General features: G+C 63.5%; 13 protein-coding genes and 1 pseudogene. 6 read left to right on the top strand and 8 right to left on the bottom strand.

Annotated elements, in window-relative coordinates; all coding sequences use genetic code 11:
* Positions 1–25 precede the first annotated feature (25 nt).
* Positions 26–1222, top strand: coding sequence for a polysaccharide biosynthesis protein (locus tag C7T36_RS08220; RefSeq protein ID WP_045064626.1), 1197 nt, complete (start codon positions 26–28; stop codon positions 1220–1222).
* A gap of 88 nt (positions 1223–1310) precedes the next feature.
* On the opposite strand, the gene C7T36_RS08215 is transcribed toward C7T36_RS08220, so the two are convergent.
* Positions 1311–2435, bottom strand: coding sequence for a DUF3068 domain-containing protein (locus C7T36_RS08215; protein ID WP_045064624.1), 1125 nt, complete (start codon positions 2433–2435; stop codon positions 1311–1313).
* Between the two features lie 216 nt (positions 2436–2651).
* Between C7T36_RS08215 and C7T36_RS08210 the strand changes: the two are divergent.
* A pseudogene (locus C7T36_RS08210) lies at positions 2652–3701 on the top strand (acyltransferase family protein); the annotation flags it as partial.
* A gap of 23 nt (positions 3702–3724) precedes the next feature.
* Here the strand turns inward: C7T36_RS08210 and C7T36_RS30715 are convergent.
* The 4 genes from C7T36_RS30715 to C7T36_RS08190 all read right to left on the bottom strand — a co-directional run bounded on the left by C7T36_RS30715 (position 3725) and on the right by C7T36_RS08190 (position 9952).
* Positions 3725–8023, bottom strand: a complete 4299-nt coding sequence (locus C7T36_RS30715; protein WP_045064619.1) for an alpha-(1->3)-arabinofuranosyltransferase — start codon at positions 8021–8023, stop codon at positions 3725–3727.
* A gap of 46 nt (positions 8024–8069) precedes the next feature.
* The gene (locus tag C7T36_RS08200; protein ID WP_072782243.1) at positions 8070–8243 is read right to left on the bottom strand and encodes a DUF2613 domain-containing protein; all 174 of its coding nucleotides are present in this window, start codon (positions 8241–8243) and stop codon (positions 8070–8072) included.
* 118 nt (positions 8244–8361) lie between these two features.
* Positions 8362–9450, bottom strand: coding sequence for an isochorismate synthase MenF (locus tag C7T36_RS08195; protein ID WP_045064616.1), 1089 nt, complete (start codon positions 9448–9450; stop codon positions 8362–8364).
* A 34-nt stretch (positions 9451–9484) separates the two neighbouring features.
* The gene (locus C7T36_RS08190) at positions 9485–9952 is read right to left on the bottom strand and encodes a universal stress protein (RefSeq protein WP_033231847.1); all 468 of its coding nucleotides are present in this window, start codon (positions 9950–9952) and stop codon (positions 9485–9487) included.
* Between the two features lie 102 nt (positions 9953–10054).
* Here C7T36_RS08190 and C7T36_RS08185 point away from each other — a divergent pair, with 102 nt between their 5' ends.
* Positions 10055–11236, top strand: coding sequence for a glycoside hydrolase family 3 N-terminal domain-containing protein (locus C7T36_RS08185; protein WP_045066676.1), 1182 nt, complete (start codon positions 10055–10057; stop codon positions 11234–11236).
* A 71-nt stretch (positions 11237–11307) separates the two neighbouring features.
* Complete coding sequence (locus C7T36_RS08180) at positions 11308–11907, top strand: TetR/AcrR family transcriptional regulator (protein ID WP_033231699.1); 600 nt, start codon at positions 11308–11310, stop codon at positions 11905–11907.
* Between the two features lie 89 nt (positions 11908–11996).
* Here C7T36_RS08180 and C7T36_RS08175 read toward each other — a convergent pair whose 3' ends face one another.
* On the bottom strand, positions 11997–12860 hold the full coding sequence (locus C7T36_RS08175) for a MaoC/PaaZ C-terminal domain-containing protein (RefSeq protein ID WP_045064614.1): 864 nt from the start codon (positions 12858–12860) through the stop codon (positions 11997–11999).
* Entirely contained in the window at positions 12860–14206 is a 1347-nt protein-coding gene (locus tag C7T36_RS08170; RefSeq protein WP_033231697.1) for a 3-oxoacyl-ACP reductase, read from the bottom strand. Before C7T36_RS08170 ends, C7T36_RS08175 begins: the two co-directional genes overlap by 1 nt.
* 131 nt (positions 14207–14337) lie before the next feature.
* On the opposite strand from C7T36_RS08170, the gene C7T36_RS08165 reads away from it, so the two are divergent.
* Complete coding sequence (locus C7T36_RS08165) at positions 14338–15681, top strand: acetyl-CoA C-acetyltransferase (protein ID WP_033231696.1); 1344 nt, start codon at positions 14338–14340, stop codon at positions 15679–15681.
* A 284-nt stretch (positions 15682–15965) separates the two neighbouring features.
* Positions 15966–18023, top strand: a complete 2058-nt coding sequence (locus C7T36_RS08160) for a VanW family protein (protein WP_375128457.1) — start codon at positions 15966–15968, stop codon at positions 18021–18023.
* Between the two features lie 7 nt (positions 18024–18030).
* Here C7T36_RS08160 and C7T36_RS08155 read toward each other — a convergent pair whose 3' ends face one another.
* Positions 18031–19014 (bottom strand): LLM class F420-dependent oxidoreductase, encoded by a 984-nt coding sequence (locus tag C7T36_RS08155; RefSeq protein WP_033231695.1) that lies wholly within the window; start codon positions 19012–19014, stop codon positions 18031–18033.
* Positions 19015–19064 lie beyond the last annotated feature (50 nt).

The following is a 19064-nucleotide window of genomic DNA, read 5'->3' as shown; positions in this document are numbered from 1 at the left end:
CGATACGTGGTGCATCATTGGTCGCATGGCCCGCCAACCTCTTGATCGTTCCGCTGCGGCCGGGGTCAGTATGGTGTTGGCCGGTTCGATGACGGCAAATGTTGCGTCGTATCTGCTGGCCTGGTTGGCAAGTCGCTGGTTGGGTCCGGCGGGCTACGGAGAATTCGCCAGTCTTCTCGCCGCGCAGTTGGTGCTGGCCGTGCCGGCGTTGGCGCTGCAAACAGTGGTCGCCCGAGAGGCTGTGCGCGGCAAGAGCGCTGACACATTGCGATCGCTCGGGTACAGATGCGCAGCGATCGTGGCTGTTCTGGCGGTGGTGCTGACCCCGGCGATGGCGTGGCTACTCGACACCGGAATAGTCGCAGCGTTCTCGGCTCTGGTGACGGCGCCGATGCTGGTGCTGCTGGCGACGGAGCAGGGATTGTTGCAGGGGCACGGCCGGTTTGGCGTGCTCAGCGCAGTCCTGGCCGGTGCGGGTGTGATGAAAGTTCTTCCCGCAGTGGCAGTCCTGGCGCTGGGCGGAGCTGCGGCCGCGGCGTTGGTGGCGAGCGCGGCCGGAACGGCGGTTCTGGTCGCGGTTGTCCGGGTGCTGGACCGCACGGCGCCGGTGAGCGAGAACAAAACAGTGCGGATCGGTGTTGTATCCGTGCTCGCCGCCTCCCAGGTTCAGCTCGCCCTGATTGCGTTGTCGTCGCTGGACCTGCTTGTCGTGCGCGTGGTTCTGAGCGAATACGACGCGGGTGTGTACGCACTGGGCGCCGTCGCGACCAAAGCCGCGTTCTGGCTGCCACAAGCGGTTGGTGTTGTCCTGTACCCGAAGATGGCCAATCCAGCCCAATCGGCGCAGGCCGTTCGCACAGCTTTGGCTGTGTTGGTGGGAATCGGGGCTGTGCTGGTGCTCGGCGCGGCCCTCGCCGGTCCGTTGGTACCGATCCTGGTGGGCGACGCCTACGCTGCCGTGGCACCGATGCTGTGGGCCTTTGCATTGCACGGTGCCGTCCTTGCAGTGCTGCAGTGCGCCCTGCTGTCCGCAATCGCGTCGGAACGCACGAGAGTCGCCGTGCTGGCCTGGATCGGATTGGCCGTCGAGGCCGTCGTGATGCTCCTGTGGGCAACGACGCCGGGGCAGTTGATCGGGACAGCGGTTGTCGTGGCGTCGGTGACGGCTGTGGCGGTCTCTGTTGCTGCAGTGCGCAGTGCGGACCGGGCAAGCGCGAGCTAGCAACCCCTGTATGAAGCGAGCACCCCTTCCGACTAGCTGGAAGGGGTGCTCGCTTCATACAACCTGTGCCAGGTTCACTGGCGACGTGCTATTCCTTGCGCAGATCCGGGCGCGGGATCACCTGGGTGTCGTCGTTGGTCCAGTCGTGCTCGCCGGGAGCGGGGGTACCTGCTCCGCTCGGAGACTGGCCACCGCCGCCGTGTGCAGGCGCCGGGGTTCCGCCCTTACCGCCGCGCACACCGAGGAAGATGCCGGCGATCAGAGCGATCACGCCGAGGACGCCGGCGACGATCGGAACGGTGCGGCCGACAAGGTTGAGCGTGTCCATGCCGTCCTGCGCCTGTTGGATCTGGTACTCGATGGTCTCTTCGTCGAACGGCAGCGTGACGTTGAGGACGTCGACGTCGACGGAGTTCTTGTTGCGGCCGTAGTACTGGTGCAGCTGCTCCTGGCCCTTGATGACAACACCGGTCTTGGGCTCGACCCACAGGTCACGGACGTTGGTGTACCAGCGTGTCATCGTGACGGGGGTGGTGCCGCCGGGAACGCCCCAGGTGTCGGCAGGCAAGGTGAGCTTGTTCGTGGGGGAGTTGACGACCTTGGACAGGTCGACGGGCTCGATGGTCTGGTTGAAGTGGTAGACCTTCATGCCGTTGATCTCGGTCTCTTCGACGAAGTTGATGTCGTAGTTCGCGCGAGCGTTGAGATCGAAGTAGGGGTAGGTCTGCTGCTCCGTGTTGAACGGGAACTTGTACTGCAGACCCTCGCGGGAAACTTCTTCCGCCGGCTGATCAGCTGACGTCTGGATCGTTCCGACCGGATCGTTGGTCGGCATCGAGCTGACGCGGTCCAGGGTGACGGTGTCGACGGTTGCCGTCAGCAGGCCGCTCTCGCCCTGCTTGTCGGTGCGGATGACAGTCTGGCCGGCCTGGACGGTGATGTCGTCGGCGTTGGACGGTTCCTGCGTTGTGACGTAGCGCTGAGCAACGATCGGGACGTTCTTGTCGACCTGAGCTTTGCCGGCAAGTAGCGCGGCAGAGTTGAGGACGTTGCCGTTGCCCGTGGCGATCGTGGTGACCTCGAGGTCGAGCGGCGTCTTCTCCAACTTGCCGACCATGTAGGTGGGAATGAGAACAGCGATGGCCAAGAGGAAGGCGCCGAGACCTACCAGAATGCAAGGAAGTATCCGGCTCGACCCTGAGCGTTCCGCCATGCTGGGACTCCTACCCGTTAGTAGTTTAGACGTGGTGCAACCTGCACAATATGAGTTGTGCTGGCCGTATGGGGTCACAGTAGAACCCATGTGTGGCAGAACACTAACAGTCCAGCGGCCCGGTTTGTCGCATGAGGTGGCGATTTGGCCTCGCATTTTTTTACAGGGCGTCCGGATGGTTTAAGGCGAACGTACCCCGGTGCACACTTATCCGTGATGATGAGTCCCGTGAATTCTTCCGCAGCCGTCCCGCCGCAGGCCCGTGGCTTCGTTCCGGCCTTGGACGGTATGCGAGGTTTGGCAGCGCTCGGGGTTCTGGTGACCCACGTCGCGTTCCAGACGGGCGAGGCTCAGTCGGGCGCGATCGGTCGGGCTTTCGGGCGGCTCGACCTGGCCGTTGCAGTGTTCTTTGCGCTGTCCGGGTTTCTGTTGTGGCGTCCGCATGCGGCCGCTGCCCGCGGAATCGGTCGGCCACAGGCCACCGTGCGGTACTGGATATCCCGAGCGACGCGCATTCTTCCCGCGTACTGGGTGGCAGTGACGCTGATTCTCCTGTTCCTGCCAGGTGCAGGCGGTGGTTATCAGGTGTGGCTGGCGAACCTCGGCCTGGTGCAGGTCTTTGTTCCGCTCACCCTCACCGAGGGGCTCACTCAGATGTGGAGCCTGTCGGTCGAGGTGATGTTCTATCTGTTGCTGCCGTTGTTCGCGGTTCTCCTGGTACGCCTGCGCGGGAGCAGTGCCCGGTTCCGGATCCCACTTCTCACCGTTGTCTCGCTGATTGCTCTCAGTTGGGCGTTCCTGCCGATTCCCGCGCCGGATTTCATCCACCACGACAATTGGTTGCCGGGATACCTGCCGTGGTTCGGGGTCGGCATGGTGTTGGCCGAACTCGCCGTCGGAGATTCGACGTGGGTTCACCGTCTGGCGCACCGCCGGCTTCTGCTGACCGGTGTGGCGTTGGTGGCGTTTGTTCTCTCGTGCACCGACCTCGCCGGCCCGGAAGGTCTGGTACGTCCCGAACCTTGGCAGTTCGCCGTCAAGATCGCGCTCGGAGCAATCATCAGCTTTTCGTTGATCGCACCGTTGGTTCTGCGGGACGAGGCGCAGCACCGATTCCTGGCAAGTCCGTTTGCCTTGGCGATCGGTCGCTGGTCGTACGGAATCTTCATCTGGCATCTGGCGGTGCTCAATGCGGTGTTCCCGGTGTTCGGCATCGCGCCGTTCTCCGGCAGCTTCTTCTACGTACTTGCCTTGACGCTTGTTCTGAGTGTGGCTGTCGCGTCGGCCAGCTACGCCTTGGTGGAGGAACCTGCTCGTTTGGCAGTCAAGCGCTGGGAGAACCGTCGCCACATCGGTGAACCCGCAAATGGCAACGCCGCCAACCCCGTGACCACCAACGCCAGCAACATCACGAACTGAATCAGGAACGAATCGCCCACGTATCCGCCGGGTGCTCGCCATGGTCCTGTGGAAAGAAGCGTGATTCCGGCAATTGCTGCCACGCCGGCGGTGCCGACCAGAATTCGGGCTGTGCGATCCGGGCCGACTGCTCGCACGAGCGCCAGCGCGACGAGTGAGCACGCCACGAAGATCCCGGTTCCCACGACGCCGCCGATCACGGTGGCAGCCACAGCCACACCCAGCCACCCCGCTGCGACGCTGTGCCACGGGCGCGGCGGCTCGGTGGGCTTCGGTACACGCCGCACCGGAATCAGGGCAGCGAGGAACAGGGGGATCAGCAGCATCAGGCCGCCGAAGATGCCCAGGCGGTACCAGCGGTCGCTGGGGAAATCGAGGGTGATCGTTCCGGACGTGCCTGCGGGCACTATCCAGCCTTGCTGCCAACCGTTCACCACTACCGGAGTCAGCTCGGAACCGTCGGGCGCGGTAGCGATCCAGCCGATGCTGGTGCTTTCGGGGTTCACGATCAACTGATCGGACGTCGACGCGGTGACGGCAAGTTCGCGATGGTTTTCTGTCCATGCTGTCGAGGTGAGAGCGCTCTGGCTCTGTAGTGGGAGCGGACCGGAGCCAACTGTCGTGAGATCCAGGTTGTCGACGGAGAACGCCGCTCCCGGCTCGACCGAGACCTCCGGCTGACCCGCTGGTAACAGTGCCGTTCCGGTGGGGCCGCACACGCTCACCACGATGGGAGCGCCGGTACGGAGCTCATGCGCCGTGGTCTCGATCGACGTCGGGAACTGTTGCCCGGCAATGGTGATCGTGGGACCGATACCGCACGGGACCGTGATCTGACGGTTATCGAGCCTGTTGTCGGTCTGCACACCGGAATCGGCGACGGCTGTGCCGTCCGCACCGATCACGCCGACTTCCGCAAACCCGGTGGGCTGTACCTGAGCGAAGCCGAGCGCGTTCTGATCGAGAACGGGATCCCAATCGGTGATGCTCAGGACGATCGTGTCGGTGACAAAGGGGGATAGGGGCACTCGCGTGTCGCCCTCCGGCAACTCGCGAACCTGAGGCCCGTTCCCGAGGTTGACGGCAACACTGGTGGGCGGTGACGGCAGGATTCCGACGCTGGGGGTGATATCCAGTGCTGTCACCAGTGTCGGTTCCGGAAGAGTCAGCGTGAGAGTCGGTTTCGGGCCACCCGGCTCGGTGGTGCTCTGCGGCGCCGACCACGTTGTCCGAGCGTCGCCGTCGGTGGCGGCAAAGGCTGAACCACGGGTGTCGCCGATGTCGCTCGAGCCTGATGCGGTGATGCGGCCGGGGACGGTGAGAAGTGAGTCCAGCTCGCTGCCCTGTCGGGCCCGAACCGTCAGTTCGGCTGTGACAGAAGTATTTTCCGGGACACTCAGAGTACGCTGGAATCGACTCGGCTCCTCGGTGATCGCCATGAAGGCGTTGCTGCAGCGCACTCGATCGGCGCTGTCGGCGCAGGAATCTCGGCCCGGGAACTCCTGCGTCAGATTCCAGGACGTCACCGACGCGTCGTTGGGAACCGCTGGCAGCACGGTGTCGAACGTGATGGGCACGAATGTGGGCGCACTGCGGTCGGAGAAGTCCTCCACCGACAGTTCGCTGATACCGAACTGTGTTCCCGCCGAGCCATTTTCGGTGTGTGTCGCTGTTACTCGCACCCAAGGTGTGGTGCCGCCCGGAATCGATACCGCGACGGGTTCACCCGGCCGGTCGACCTTGACAGCCTTGGTTCCGTTGGGAGTGGATATCTCGAGCCACTTGACCGGAGCGCCGATCGCAGCTGCACTGGTGGTCAGGTGCAGTAGACCGCTCGAGATGGGAGTGTCGAAGTCGATCTGCAGCCACTGCCCCAACGCGCGCTCGATTCCGTTGCTGAACCATCCGGTGCCCGGATCGCCGTCAACCGTTGCGGCAGGGCTACTCGACGGCGAGGTCCCGCCAAGCTGGGTGGCGTCGGAGGCGCTACTGGAGACTGTGATCTCGGCGCCGTTCCAACGGCCTTGCACCAGCGGCGTATCGGTGACGGGGTAGTCGGGAACCAGGTTGTACGTGCGTCGCTCACTGTCCGGTGTCCGCAGAGCCGAACTGTGATTGTCGACCTGTCCGAAATCGGTTTCACGGTCACGCGGTGTGTCGGTGACGGTGAGCGCATCGACCGGTAGTCCGGCCGCCGCGGCGTCGGCGGCAAAAACGACGGGACCGGTGCCGGGAAGTGTTCCACTTTCATGAAGGCGGAGAACGGCTTCCGGTCCGCCCTGAACCACGGGAACCTGATCGAGATCCACCGAGTACGGGCCGCTGAGCGCAGTGCTTCCGTCAGGCGGCGTGACCGCGAAGATCTCGATCGGTGAGTAGTCGGGTCGCAGGTCGCTGTCGGCCACCAGCCCGTCGATGGGCTCGGGGTGGACGTTCTCACCGAACTCGGCGACCTTCGTGATGCCGGGGGAACCGTCGACGGCTTGGTGAACGAGGAGCGGGCGGGCTGAGCGTGAGGTGTCACCGTCGAGGTCGTTGCGCATCACGAGGTAGTGGATGCCCTGGCCGAGCAGAGTCTGCGCGAGACCGTCGGAGGGGCGACCGTCGGCGATCAGGCGCTGTACCGAATCGAGGGCGCGGATGGCGCCGGGCGGCGTCAGCGGGACTGAGTCGCGCACGGCCCACGGTGTGGTGGCCAGTGCTTGCAGCGGCTCGTCTCGAGTCAGTCCCCACACCTGGCTGCCGAACGGTGCTCCCGGGATGACAAGGGCGCGCTCGGCTTCGGAGCCGGGTGCGGTGTTGTCCTCGAGCCACTGCGCGGCTTCGGTCCAGTACGACGGCACCTCGGGGTACGCGCCGCGCGGTGCGAGTTTTCCGGTCCACGCCAAGGCGGTCGAGAGGGTGAGAGCAACCAGGATTAGGGACGTCAGCGCCACCATCGGTTCGCGCTCGGGATGAGCGAAGGCGCGTCGCCACCGCGGCATCGGAACCGAACCCGGCAAGGGAACTTTGGCCAGGAGATGCGCGAGGCCGAGAACCAACGGCAGACGCACGAGTGGTTCGAGTTTGTGGACGTTGCGCAGCGGTGCGCCCGCGGAGTCCAGGAACAGGCGCACTTGATCGGAGATCGGGGAGCTGAGTTCGCCCACGTATCCCGCAGCCAAACCGGTGATGCCGACAAACAAGATGAGCGTCAGGCGTCCGCGGGCGGGCATCGACCGCATGCAGAGTCCGGCGAGTCCGGCGGCGGCAACCAGTCCGGTGGCGACAACGGCCGCCGGTTGGGTTACGAGGACCGCGCCTGCGATGCGTTCGGGTGAGACGAACGGCGTCCAACTGTCCGTGCCGCGCAGGATCTCCGCGAGTGACGCCCATTGCGTCGTGACGCCGGCCGATTCGATGTAGTCGAGGAACGGTGGGCTGACCTTGCCGAGCAGCAGGAGCGGGACGATCCACCACAGGGTGCCCAGCGCAACAAACAGGGCCCACCACGCGGTGAAGGTCAGCCACGCCCGGTTGGGTTTGTGCGAGAGCCACCAGATGACGGCGACGAGGCAGGCCGCTGCGGTAGCGATGGCATTGATCGAACCCATGAGCGCAACGGCGAGGCCGGACTGGGCGGCCAATTTCCACTGTGCGCGTTTGTGGTAGTCCGGGCTACCGGAAAGGCGCACAGGGTGGAACGCCCAAATCACCGGCAACAGCACCCACGGCGCCAACATCATCGGCAGGGTTTCCGAGGAAATCGAGCCGAGAGTTGTCAGAACGCGCGGAGAGAGCGCAAACGCAACTGCGGCGATGACACGAGAACTGCGGCTACCGACACCCAGCGCCTCGGCGACGCGGACGATGCCCCAGAACCCGGCAATCAGCAGCAGCGCCCACCAGATGCGCTGCGTGATCCACGGCGGGATGTGGGCGAGTTCGCCCAACGCAAAAAACGGCCCGTGCGGGAAAAAGTAACCGTAGGCCTGATTTTGCACCTGGCCAAGCGGGGCCTGACTACTCCACTGATGCGAAGCACGTTCGAGGAAGCCGAACGGATTCTGCGTCAGGTCGTACTTGGTGTCGGCGGTGATCAGCCCTGGCGACTGGAAAAAGGTGAGAAGAAACGCTACAACGGAGGCGCCGAACAGCCACCGCTTCGACAGAGGCTCTGCCGAAGGCACAATGGTGCCTTCGGCGGAAGAACGGGAACTCGCGAGGCCTGCGCTCTCAGCGGCTGCCGTACTCAACCTGGTTCAGGACGGAAGAATCGGCATTTCCGCTGCGGTCGATGTCGGGACGAGTGTTGTCCGCAGCTACAGCCGTGGCACCGAAGATTGCAGCAGCGCCCAGAACGACGCCGACGACAGCGCTGGCCACACCGGGGACAAGGAACTTCGTCATCGTGGATCTCCCAATAGGTCGTGTCGGTCGGCCGGGACTTACCGGTCCGTACGAACTGTTCGCGTCAAGGTATCACTCGCTGCCGAGAATTCGGACGATTGGCCCCGCAGCGGACTGATTAGTTTGTGTCAGAGACACCCAGTGCTGTGAGCAATGTCCGTAATTTGGTGGTTGTCTCGTCCAATTCATCCTGTGGGTCCGAATCTGCGACGATCCCGCCCCCTGCGCTTGCCCAGGCAGTTCGGCCGTCGGCGCTGATTTCGGCGCAGCGGATCGCGACCACCCAGTCGCCGTCGCCGACGTTGTTGCACCACCCCACTGCGCCGCCGTAGAAGCGCCGCGGCTCCTCGGTGTCGCGGATGACGTTCAAAGCCGCGGTAGTGGGTGTTCCGCACAGCGCGGGTGTCGGGTGGAGCGCGATTGCCAACGCGAGGGCAGTGGTGGGGTCACGCAGAATGCCGCGGATCGGGCTGGCCAGGTGCCAGACCTCATGGGTACTGGTCAATTCTGGCGTCGACGGGATCGACAACTCACTGCACAGCGGGCCGAGGACGTCCCGAATCCAGTCGGTGACAAAGGCATGCTCGGCAAGATTCTTCGTCGAACTCAGAAGGCTGTCGCCGGCAACCCGATCCGCCTCGGTTTCAGCTGTCCGACGCGCGGATCCCGCGAGCGGACGGCAGGTCACGACATTTCCGCGTCGGCTCACCAGAACCTCGGGTGTCGCGCCGACAAGGGAGTGGCCGACGAAATCGGTTCCGGCAGCGCTGAGGTCGACGGCAAATGTATTTGCCGCGGGATTGAGCGTAGCCATCCGAGCCGCGAGTGCTGTTGGTGAGATGGGAGATTCGGCGCGAAGTTCGACGGTCCGAGCCGAGACCACCTTGCCGAGGTCGCCGTCACGCAGACGGGTGACCAGTTTTTCTACTCGTCGAAGATGATCTGCCGGTGACGGAATTTCTCGCACTGCATGCGTGTGCGGCAAGTCCACGGAAGTGTCCGAACGCCACGCGCTGCCGGTAACGGTTACTTCGGCCGGTTCGTACAACGCCGTCGCTCCAGACGGGTCGAAGGGGAGAGCGCCGACGATCAGAGTCGCCGAACCTTCCGACAATGCATGCGTCGCCGCGCCCGCGTCGTCGAAACTGCGTCGTACGCCGCGCGTGAGCACGCTGTGATCAGGCCGAGAGAGAACAAAACCGTCCATGGTGACTAGAACACTAGTCGCCTGGGACCGACGCTCACTTGCCAGGAGGGACGATCAACACCGGCCGATGACTGTGACGCAGAACATGATCCGCCACGCTGCTCTGCAACAACGAACGCAAACCGGTTGTGCCGCGAGTGCCGGTGACGATGATGTCGACGTCCAATTCGTCAGCAGTCTCCACGATTGCGGACCAGATGGCGGACCGGCATTCGGCACTACGGCCTTCGACGGTCAAACCGGCGGCCTCGGCCAATGCGACGCCTTCCGCGAGAGTTGCCTTGGCATCGGTGTACGCGATGTCCTCGACATCGTCGTCGGGAATCCACTCGGGCTGCATGACACCGGAGAGCCCGGACATCCGGGCGGCTTGGCGAACCATCGGCTCCCAGGCGGTGACAAGAATCGCGCGATTGGCGGACAGGAAACGTCCTGCGTACTCGACGGCACGTCGGGCGTTCTCGGAACCGTCGTACGCGATGAGCATCAGTCCTTGTGGCATCACGACCTCCTCGTCAGCGGGGAATCGGTTCACGTCCAGGTTACCTTCCTGCCGTGCCGGTGAGGGGAGTGTATGGGTACGGAGTCCGATACCGTCGTAGGAATGCGGATCAAGTTTGTGAAAACGGCAACCACTCTTGCCCTGTGTGGCGGATTGGTGGCGGGATGCTCGGGCGACGGAGGGGACGTGGCAGCGCCGTCGACGTCAGCTGCGGCGAGTGTCACGTCCGACATCACGACAACATCGGAGACGTCCACCGCCCTCCCCGCACCTACCGTCTGCGGCAGCGATCTCCTGGCGTCGTTGTCCACCAGGCAGAAACTTGCCCAGCTCCTCAACGTCGGCGTGACCGGTACCGACGACGCATTGGCCATTGTTGCGAGCGAGCAGATCGGTGGCATCTTCGTCGGCAGCTGGACCGATCAGTCGATGCTGACCAATCGTGAAGTACCGCAAGTGGCTTCGGCGTCGAAGATTCCGTTGATGGTGACAATCGACGAGGAAGGTGGCCGGGTGTCCCGCGTCGAGGACATTCTCGGGCCCGATCCGTCGGCGCGTGAGACTGCCGAGACGATGACAGTGGAACAGACGTACCAGATGGCGCTCGAGCGGGGCCGGGGTCTGAAGGACCTCGGCATCACGGTCAATTACGCACCGGACGTCGATGTCAGCTCGCAGCCTGATAATTCGGTAATCGGTGACCGCTCGTACTCGGATGATCCTGCAACAGTGATCGCCTACGCCGGCGCCTATGCCCAGGGAATGCGCGACGCCGGAATCTTCCCGGTGATCAAACATTTCCCCGGACACGGGAGCGCATCCGGAGACTCGCACACCGGGGCGGTGACGACGCCTCCTCTGGAAGACCTGATGAACTCGGATCTTGTTCCCTTCCGGGAGTTGGTGAATACCGGTGTCGGCGTCATGATCGGTCACCTCGAGGTTCCTGGCCTGACAGAACCGGGTGTCCCGGCAAGTATCAGTCCGGCCGCGGTGTCGCTGCTTCGCGACGGAGTAGGTTACGGCGCAGCGCCGTTCACGGGGCCGATCTTCACCGACGACCTCAGCGGTATGCAGGCGATTACCGACCGCTACGATATTGCCGACGCGGTGCAGGCTGCACTGGTGGCGGGCGTGGACCAGGCTTTGTGGCTCACAACCGATGACGTACCGCGGGTACTCGATCAGCTCGAAGGTGCCGTTGCGTCCGGTGCTTTGCCCCAGGCCCGCGTGGACCAGGCGGTAGTGACGGTCGCACAGGCGAAGGGTGCTCTCACCTGCTGAGTCGAAGTGCGATTCGACGCCGGATCTTACCGTAGAGTAAGATAGATACTTACCCTGTGGTTGGAGGATACATGGCCGGTGGCACGAAGAGACTGCCACGCGCGGTACGCGAGCAGCAGATGCTCGACGCGGCAGTGGACGTGTTCTCCGACAGAGGTTTTCACGAAACCTCGATGGACGCCATTGCGGCCAAAGCAGAGATTTCCAAGCCGATGCTGTACCTGTACTACGGCTCCAAGGAAGAACTGTTTGCCGCGTGCATCCATCGTGAAGGTCTGCGTTTTGTCGAAGCCTTGGCTCCTGCAGGTGCACCTGATCTGTCGCCACGTGAGCAATTGCGTGCCGCTCTCGAAGGTTTCCTCGGATTTGTGGGGGCCAACCGAAAGTCGTGGATGGTGCTCTACCGTCAGGCCGTCGGGCAGCAGGCTTTTGCGGGCACCGTGCAGACAAGTCGCGACCGGTTGATCGAACTGACAGCGCATCTGCTCGAGTCCAGCACCAAGGATCCGGATGCGTCTCACGACTTCGGGATCATCGCAATCGCCTTGGTCGGTGCGGGTGAGGCCGTGGCCGACCGCGTGGCCGGTGGAGAAATCGAAGTGGACGAGGCAGCCGATCTTCTCGAGTCCTTGGCGTGGCGCGGATTGTCGGGCAAGAAGAAGTCGGAATAGTCCCCAGCCACATCGAGCGAACGTACCTTTCAGCGCCTTGGATGCGCCGAAAGGTACGTTCGCTCAAATGGGGCGGGTGAAAACCAGGCTCAGCGCAGCGTCGCTGTGACGTGCGGGTAGCCCTTCTTCGGGTGCAGTAGCGCCAGATCCCAACCGTCGCCGACGCGATCGGCGTACGCGTTCAGGGTTGCCGGCAGCAGAATCGGCTTACCGAATCGCACACTGTACGTGACCGTGTCGGCCACATCGCCTTCGACGGTTCGCAACAGTGCCGCGGCGCTCCACATTCCGTGAGCGATGGTCTTCGGGAACCCGAAAGCCTTGGCGCCCAGGGACGAGACGTGGATGGGGTTGCGGTCCCCGGAAATGGATGCGTACTTGCTGATCGTGGTCTGGTCGACGCGGATGGTGGTCATCGGCATCGGCGGAACCTCGTCGGCCTTCGGTTCCGGTCGGGCTTCGCCGGACAGTGAGGTCTTCTGCTGGTTGAGGAACGACGACGTCTGACGCCACACCAGTTCCCGCCCCACCCGGATTTCGGTGATCACGTCGATCAGCAGACCCTTGCGATGCTCGCGCAGGTTCTCGGCGTGCACCGAGAGATCAAGCGGTTCGCTCACGGAGATGGGGCGCAGTGATTCGATGACGTTCCCGGCGTGCACGGAACCGACTGCGGGGAAGGGGAATTCCTTCGACACCATCAGTTTCATCACCGTCGGGAATGCCAAGGTGAATGGGTAGGTGATCGGCAGTGAATCGCCGAATCTCAGACCCGTGACTCGGCAGTACGCGGCCAGATTGTCGGTGTCGACCTTCAGCCCGGTGAGGGTGATTCTCTGCTGCGGCACCGAGCGCGAGTCCGACTTGTTCCACGGCATCAACCCGAGCACTGCGCGGGAGTAGATGTCGAGGGTTTTGGGTTGCTCGGTGAGTGCGACGGTCTTGGCTGCCATCATGCTCCCAGGAGGCTCTGGCCGCACACGCGAACAACCTGTCCCGTAACGGCATTGGATGCCGGGCTGGCGAAGTAGGCGACCGTCTCGGCGACGTCGACGGTTTCGCCGCCTTGCAGCAGGGAGCTCATGCGGCGGCCGGCTTCGCGGGTCGCGAAGGGGATGGCTGCGGTCATGGCGGTTTCGATGAAGCCGGGTGCTACCGCGTTGATGGTGATGTTCTTCTGTGCCAGGACCGGAGCTTCGGCGTGGACGAGGCCGATGACGCCGGCCTTGGAGGTTCCGTAGTTGGTCTGGCCGCGGTTGCCGGCGATACCGGCGATGGAGGACACGTCGACGACGCGTCCGCCTTCCTTGAGTGCGCCCTTCGCGACAAGGTGCTCGGTGATCTTCTGCGGTGCAAGAAGATTGACGCCGATAACCATGTTCCAGCGGCCTTCGTCCATGTTGGCGAGGGTTTTGTCGCGGGTGATTCCGGCGTTGTGGACGATGATGTCGGCGCCGCCGTGACGCTCCAGCAGATGCGCCGCGAGGACCTCGGCTGCGTCGTCTGCCGTGACGTCGAGTGCGAGGGAGGTTCCGCCGACCTTGTTGGCGGTGGCCGAAAGTGCTTCTCCCGCAGCGGGGATGTCGGCGCAGATCACGTGCGCGCCGTCGCGGGCGAGGACCTCGGCGATGGTGGCGCCGATGCCGCGGGCCGCGCCGGTGACAACGGCTACCTTGCCGTCGAGCGGCTTGTCCCAGTTGGCCGGCGCAACGGAATCTTCATCTCCGACGACGATGACCTGGCCGTCGACAAATGCGGACTTGGCCGAAAGCAGAAAGCGCAGAGTCGATTCGACGCCCGAAAGGCCGGTGGATGCCTTGGGGGAGACGTAGACGAGCTGCGCGGTGGAGCCGCGCTTGATCTCCTTGCCGACGCTGCGGGTGAAGCCTTCGAGAGCTCGCTGCGCGACATGCTCGTCGACGCTCGACGTCTCTTCGGGCGTCGTGCCCAGTACAACAACGCGAGCGCATGATGCGAGATTGCGGATCACGGGCTGGAAGAACTCGAACAGCTGCTCGAGTTCGGTGACCTGTGTGATGCCGGTGGCGTCGAATACCAGCGCGCCGAAGGTGGTGTCGTGGGCCTGCGCGGCGGGGTAATCGGAGAGCAAGACGCGCAGAGGTTCTACGAGTCGGCCTTTACCGCCGATGAGGACCGGTCCGGCCAACGGCGGTTCCCCGGCTTTGTAGCGGCGCAGGTTCTCGGGCCTTGGCAGGCCTGCCTTCGACGCGATGAACGCGCCGGGGCCGGACGAGAGGAACTGTGAATAGAGGTCGGGAGCTCCCTTGCTGGCTGCCACGGTCCTACCTTCTGTCGTGTTTCGGTGTGCCTTGCGCCGTGTATCCGAATCGGATGTGGCGATAGACAAGTAACTTACTACTGAGTAAGAATAGTCTTCAACAGGTAATCGCACCATCCTTGGAGACGCAAGTGACCAGCAAAGCCCGTTCGAACGCACAATCCGCAGCCAAAACGACGCCGGCCGCAAAGCCTGCAGGTCAGCGCCGCCGCGTTGCCATCGTCGGTGGCAATCGCATTCCTTTCGCCCGTTCGGACAAGGCCTACGCGCAGGCGTCCAATCAGGACATGTTCACCGCCACGCTCGACGGACTGGTGAGCCGTTTCAACCTGCAGGGTGAGCAACTCGGCATGGTCGTCGGCGGCGCGGTCCTCAAGCACAGCCGTGATTTCAATCTCATCCGTGAGTCGGTTCTCGGGAGTGCGTTGAGCCCGTACACACCCGCGTACGACCTTCAGCAGGCCTGTGGCACCGGCCTGCAGTCGATCGTCGCAGTCGGCGACGCCATCTCGGCCGGGCGTATCGACTCAGGCATCGGCGGCGGTACCGACACCACGTCCGACGCCCCGATCGGCGTCAACGATCAGGCTCGTGAGTTCCTGCTGTCCCTCAACCGCGCGAAGTCGACGGGCGACCGCATCAAGCTTCTCGGCAACGTACGCGCCGGCATGCTCGGTCTCGAGATCCCGCGTAACGGCGAGCCGCGCACCGGAAAGTCGATGGGCGACCACGCTGCCATCACCGCCAAGGAATTCGGCGTAAAGCGCGAGGACCAGGACGAACTGGCCGCCGCCAGCCACAAGAACATGGCAGCCGCATACGACCGCGGATTCTTCGACGACCTCGTCACCCCGTTCCTTGGCCTGACCCGCGACGACAACCTCCGTCCCGGTTCGACCGTCGAGAAGCTGTCGACGCTCAAGCCCGTATTCGGCACCAAGCTCGGCGACGCCACCATGACGGCAGGCAACTCCACGCCGCTCACCGACGGCGCGTCTGCTGTGCTCCTCTCGACCGACGAGTGGGCAGCCGAGCGCAACCTCCCCGTCCTCGCGCATCTCGTCGACTCGGAGACAGCAGCCGTCGATTACGTCCACGGCAAGGACGGCCTGCTGATGGCGCCGACGTACGCGATCCCGCGACTGTTGGCCCGCAACGGGCTCACCTTGCAGGACTTCGACTACTACGAAATCCACGAGGCATTTGCCTCTGTTGTTCTCGCGACCCTGCAGGCTTTCGAGTCCGACGAGTACTGCAAGGAACGCCTGGGCCTCGACGGCGCATTGGGCTCGATCGATCGCAGCAAACTCAACGTCAACGGTTCGTCTTTGGCCGCCGGACACCCGTTTGCTGCGACTGGCGGACGCATTGTGGCGACTCTCGCAAAAATGCTTGCGGAGAAGGGTTCAGGGCGCGGTCTTATCTCGATTTGTGCAGCGGGCGGACAGGGCGTCACCGCAATCATCGAGCGGTAGTCCCGTGACTGGCAATTGCTGCGCTCACCTGCGGTAACAGCCGGTCTGGGGTGGTGAAGAAGGAGATCCGGTCGCGAGGGGTGACCGGATCTCCTTTTCTTTTTCGGACAAATTTCTGTGGCCTTGTAACGCTGACGGATAGCTACCGATATTCAAGACAGCCCCGTGCTGCTGCCTGACCCCCGACCTGGCAGCAACGCGGGGCTCTTGTATGTCCAGATACCCTGTTGAGTAGTGCTGGGTACGCGCCGCAGCCCCGGTCGATGCAGCGAGGAGTCAAACGAGTGAGTGACGCAGACGGTTCACCCCCGGAGAAAAACAACGGTGTGGACGGCTCCGACACTCCCGAGCGCTCCGCGTCGGATTCGGAAGGATCAGCGCCCGACCAAACAGCGTCGGATCAACCAGCTTCGGATCAAGCACCTCAGGATCAATCGGTTCCAGAGGAGCAAGCCCGGGGCGAGTCGGCTCCGGATGAATCGGCCAACGAGATCACGACCGTCATTCCGGTAGTTCCAGCTAACTCCGAGATTCCGACTGGCCCGGCTGTTCCGCCGACTGTTCCGACCGATACCGGAGTGCCGGCCAATGCGGCGGAGCCGACCCAACAGTTCGAACCGGTTCTTCCGGCAGTCGCGCCCGAGCCTGTGGCAGTTGATCAGTCGCCCGCGTCGAAGAAGTGGGTCAAGCCCGCTCTGATTGTCGGCGGGATTTTTGCGGTCGCAGTTCTTGCATACGGGGTGGACGTGTTCACGTCGTCCGGAAACACGCCTCGGGGAACTCAGGTTGCCGGGATCGACATCGGTAACCGCTCGCCGGCCGACGCGGAGACAGTCCTGCGCGCGGAGTTGGCTCCGAAGCTCGTCGAACCGGTCACGGTGAGGGCGGACGATGTGGAATCCACGATCATTCCCGCGTCGGCTGGTATCGATGTGGACTGGTCGGCGACGTTGGCGGGCGTGAATGAGCAACCGCTCAATCCGATCACCCGGATCACCTCGTTCTTCAGCTCGCGTGAGGTGCCGGTGGTGTCGACGGTAGATCAGGCGGCATTGGACGCGTCGATGACGGTTGTCGCGGCCACCAGTGATCGCGCGCCGGTCGAAGGTGCTGTTGTCATTTCCGGTGGTGAAGCGTCTGGTGTGTCGCCGGTGGTTGGCCGTGCCCTCGATCTGCCCGGTGCAGCAGCAACATTCAGTGACGAGTGGTCCTCGGGCGACGTTGTCGACCTGCCTGTGGAAGACACCCCCGTGACGGTGACGCAGGCCGGTGTCGATCGCGCGTTGCAGGACGTTGCTCAGCCCGCTGTGTCCGGTGAGGTTGTAGTCAACGGCCGCGACGGCAAGGAAGCAACCGTCGGCGTCGACCAGATCGGTGAGATTCTGACGTTTGCTCCCGACGGTTCGGGCGGATTGGCGCCGCAGTACAACACAGAAGCTGCAGTGAAGATCTTGGCACCGCAATTGGTGTCGACGGAGGTTCAGCCCAAGGACGCGTCGATCACGTTGGCCGGCGGCGCACCGACTGTGGTTCCGGGTGTGGTCGGCGACCTGATCAACTGGCCGGAAACCGTGAAGGAACTGCCGGTTCTGCTGACCAGCACGGGTTCTCGGGCAACTCCGGCGGTGTATGCGCCGGTTCCACCGGCACTCACCACCGAGGGAGCCGAGGCGCTCGGCATCAAGGAAGTGATCGGTGAGTTCACCACCGGCGGCTTCGAGTACGCGTCCGGTGTGAACATCGCGTTGGCGGCGTCGGTGCTCGACGGTGCGATAGTCAAACCGGGAGAAACGTTCTCGTTCAACGAGTACACCGGACCTCGGGGCGCTGCCCAGGGGTATGTGGAATCGGGAATCATCAACAACGGTCGACCGGACAAAGCCGTCGGCGGCGGCATCAGCCAGCTGGCGACGACGCTCTACAACGCAACGTACTTCGCGGGGATGGAAGACGTCGCGCACACCGAGCACAGTTATTACATCTTGCGGTACCCGGAGGCCCGTGAGGCCACGATCTTCGACGGGGCGATCGACCTGCAGTTCCGCAACCCGTCGAAGACCGGTGTGATGATCCAGACGATCACGACGTCATCGAATGTGACAGTGAAGATCTGGGGAACGAAGACCGTCGACGTGGAGTCGATCACCGGTCCGCGTACGTCTCCTACATCGCCTAATACCGTGGTCCTCCCCAAGGGCGACGGATGTATCGCGTCCAGTGGCGCGCCCGGCTTCACGGCGAGTGATACCCGCGTGATCACCGATCACGCCACCGGCGCGCAGGTTTCCTCGAATACTCGCACCGTGAAATACGATCCGGTTCCGATCGTGAAGTGCGAGTAGGAAACTACTACTTACCGACCAGCGGGCCGAGTGTCCGCCCGGCCAGGTCGACGATTCCTGGCTCGTTGCCGTTGGTGATGAGGTTGATGACAACTCCGTCGATCCCGTGGTCGAGGATGCGCGTCTGAACCTGCTCGGCGACGTCGTCTGGATTGCCGACGAAGTGACGCTCGGTGGCCTTGGCGACCACGTCGTCCGGCGCCGTGGTGATGTCGAGCCCGCGCTCGGCAAGGAATGTTCGCTGATGCGCGCGAGCCTTGTCGCCGTCCTCGTCGATCATCATGAACGTGAGGAAGCTGGTTTCGAGTGTGGTGCGGTCGCGTCCTTCTTCATCGCATCGGGCCGCAATGGCGTCCATCTTGCGCGGCAGTTCGGACGGGTCACAGATGATGTTGAGGTGGTCGGCGAAGCGCGCGGCGAGGGCAAACGTCTTTTTCTCGCCGCCGCCACCGAGCAGAATCGGCAGGTCGTCGCGGACGCGGGGTTCGTTGATGGCTTCCTTGACGTGGTACCAGGTGCCGTCGAAAGTGGGGCGTTTGCCGCGGAGCATCGGTTCGATGATCTGCAGAGCCTCGTCGAGTTTCTGGAACCGTTCGGTGAAGGTGCCGAACTCGTAGCCGAAGGAATCGTGTTCAAGTTCGAACCAACCCGCTCCGATACCGAGGATGGCGCGACCACCACTCACTACATCGAGTGTGGTGACGGTCTTGGCGAGCATCGGCGGGTTTCGGTACGTATTGCCGGTAACGAGGGCGGACAGCTGAATGGTGTCGGTGGCTGTCGCCAGCCCGGAGAGCGCTGAATACGCCTCGAGCATGGGCGCATCGGGGTCTCCGATGCCGGGCAGTTGGTAGAAGTGATCCATCACGAACGCGGTGTCGAAGCCGGCGGCTTCGGCTTCACGAGCTTGCGCGATGACGGTGGGGAAGAGGTCCTTGACCGGGCCACCGTAGCTGAAATTGGGCATTTGGTATCCGAGGCGAGTACTCACTCGTTCGACGCTACTCGCTGGGCCGCCGACATGAACTGCGAAAATGCTGT

Origin of the sequence: Rhodococcus sp. AD45-ID (assembly GCF_003023755.1) — a bacterium.
In the GTDB taxonomy this organism is placed as follows: domain Bacteria; phylum Actinomycetota; class Actinomycetes; order Mycobacteriales; family Mycobacteriaceae; genus Rhodococcus_F; species Rhodococcus_F globerula.
This window is presented reverse-complemented; position numbering and strand designations above follow the sequence as displayed.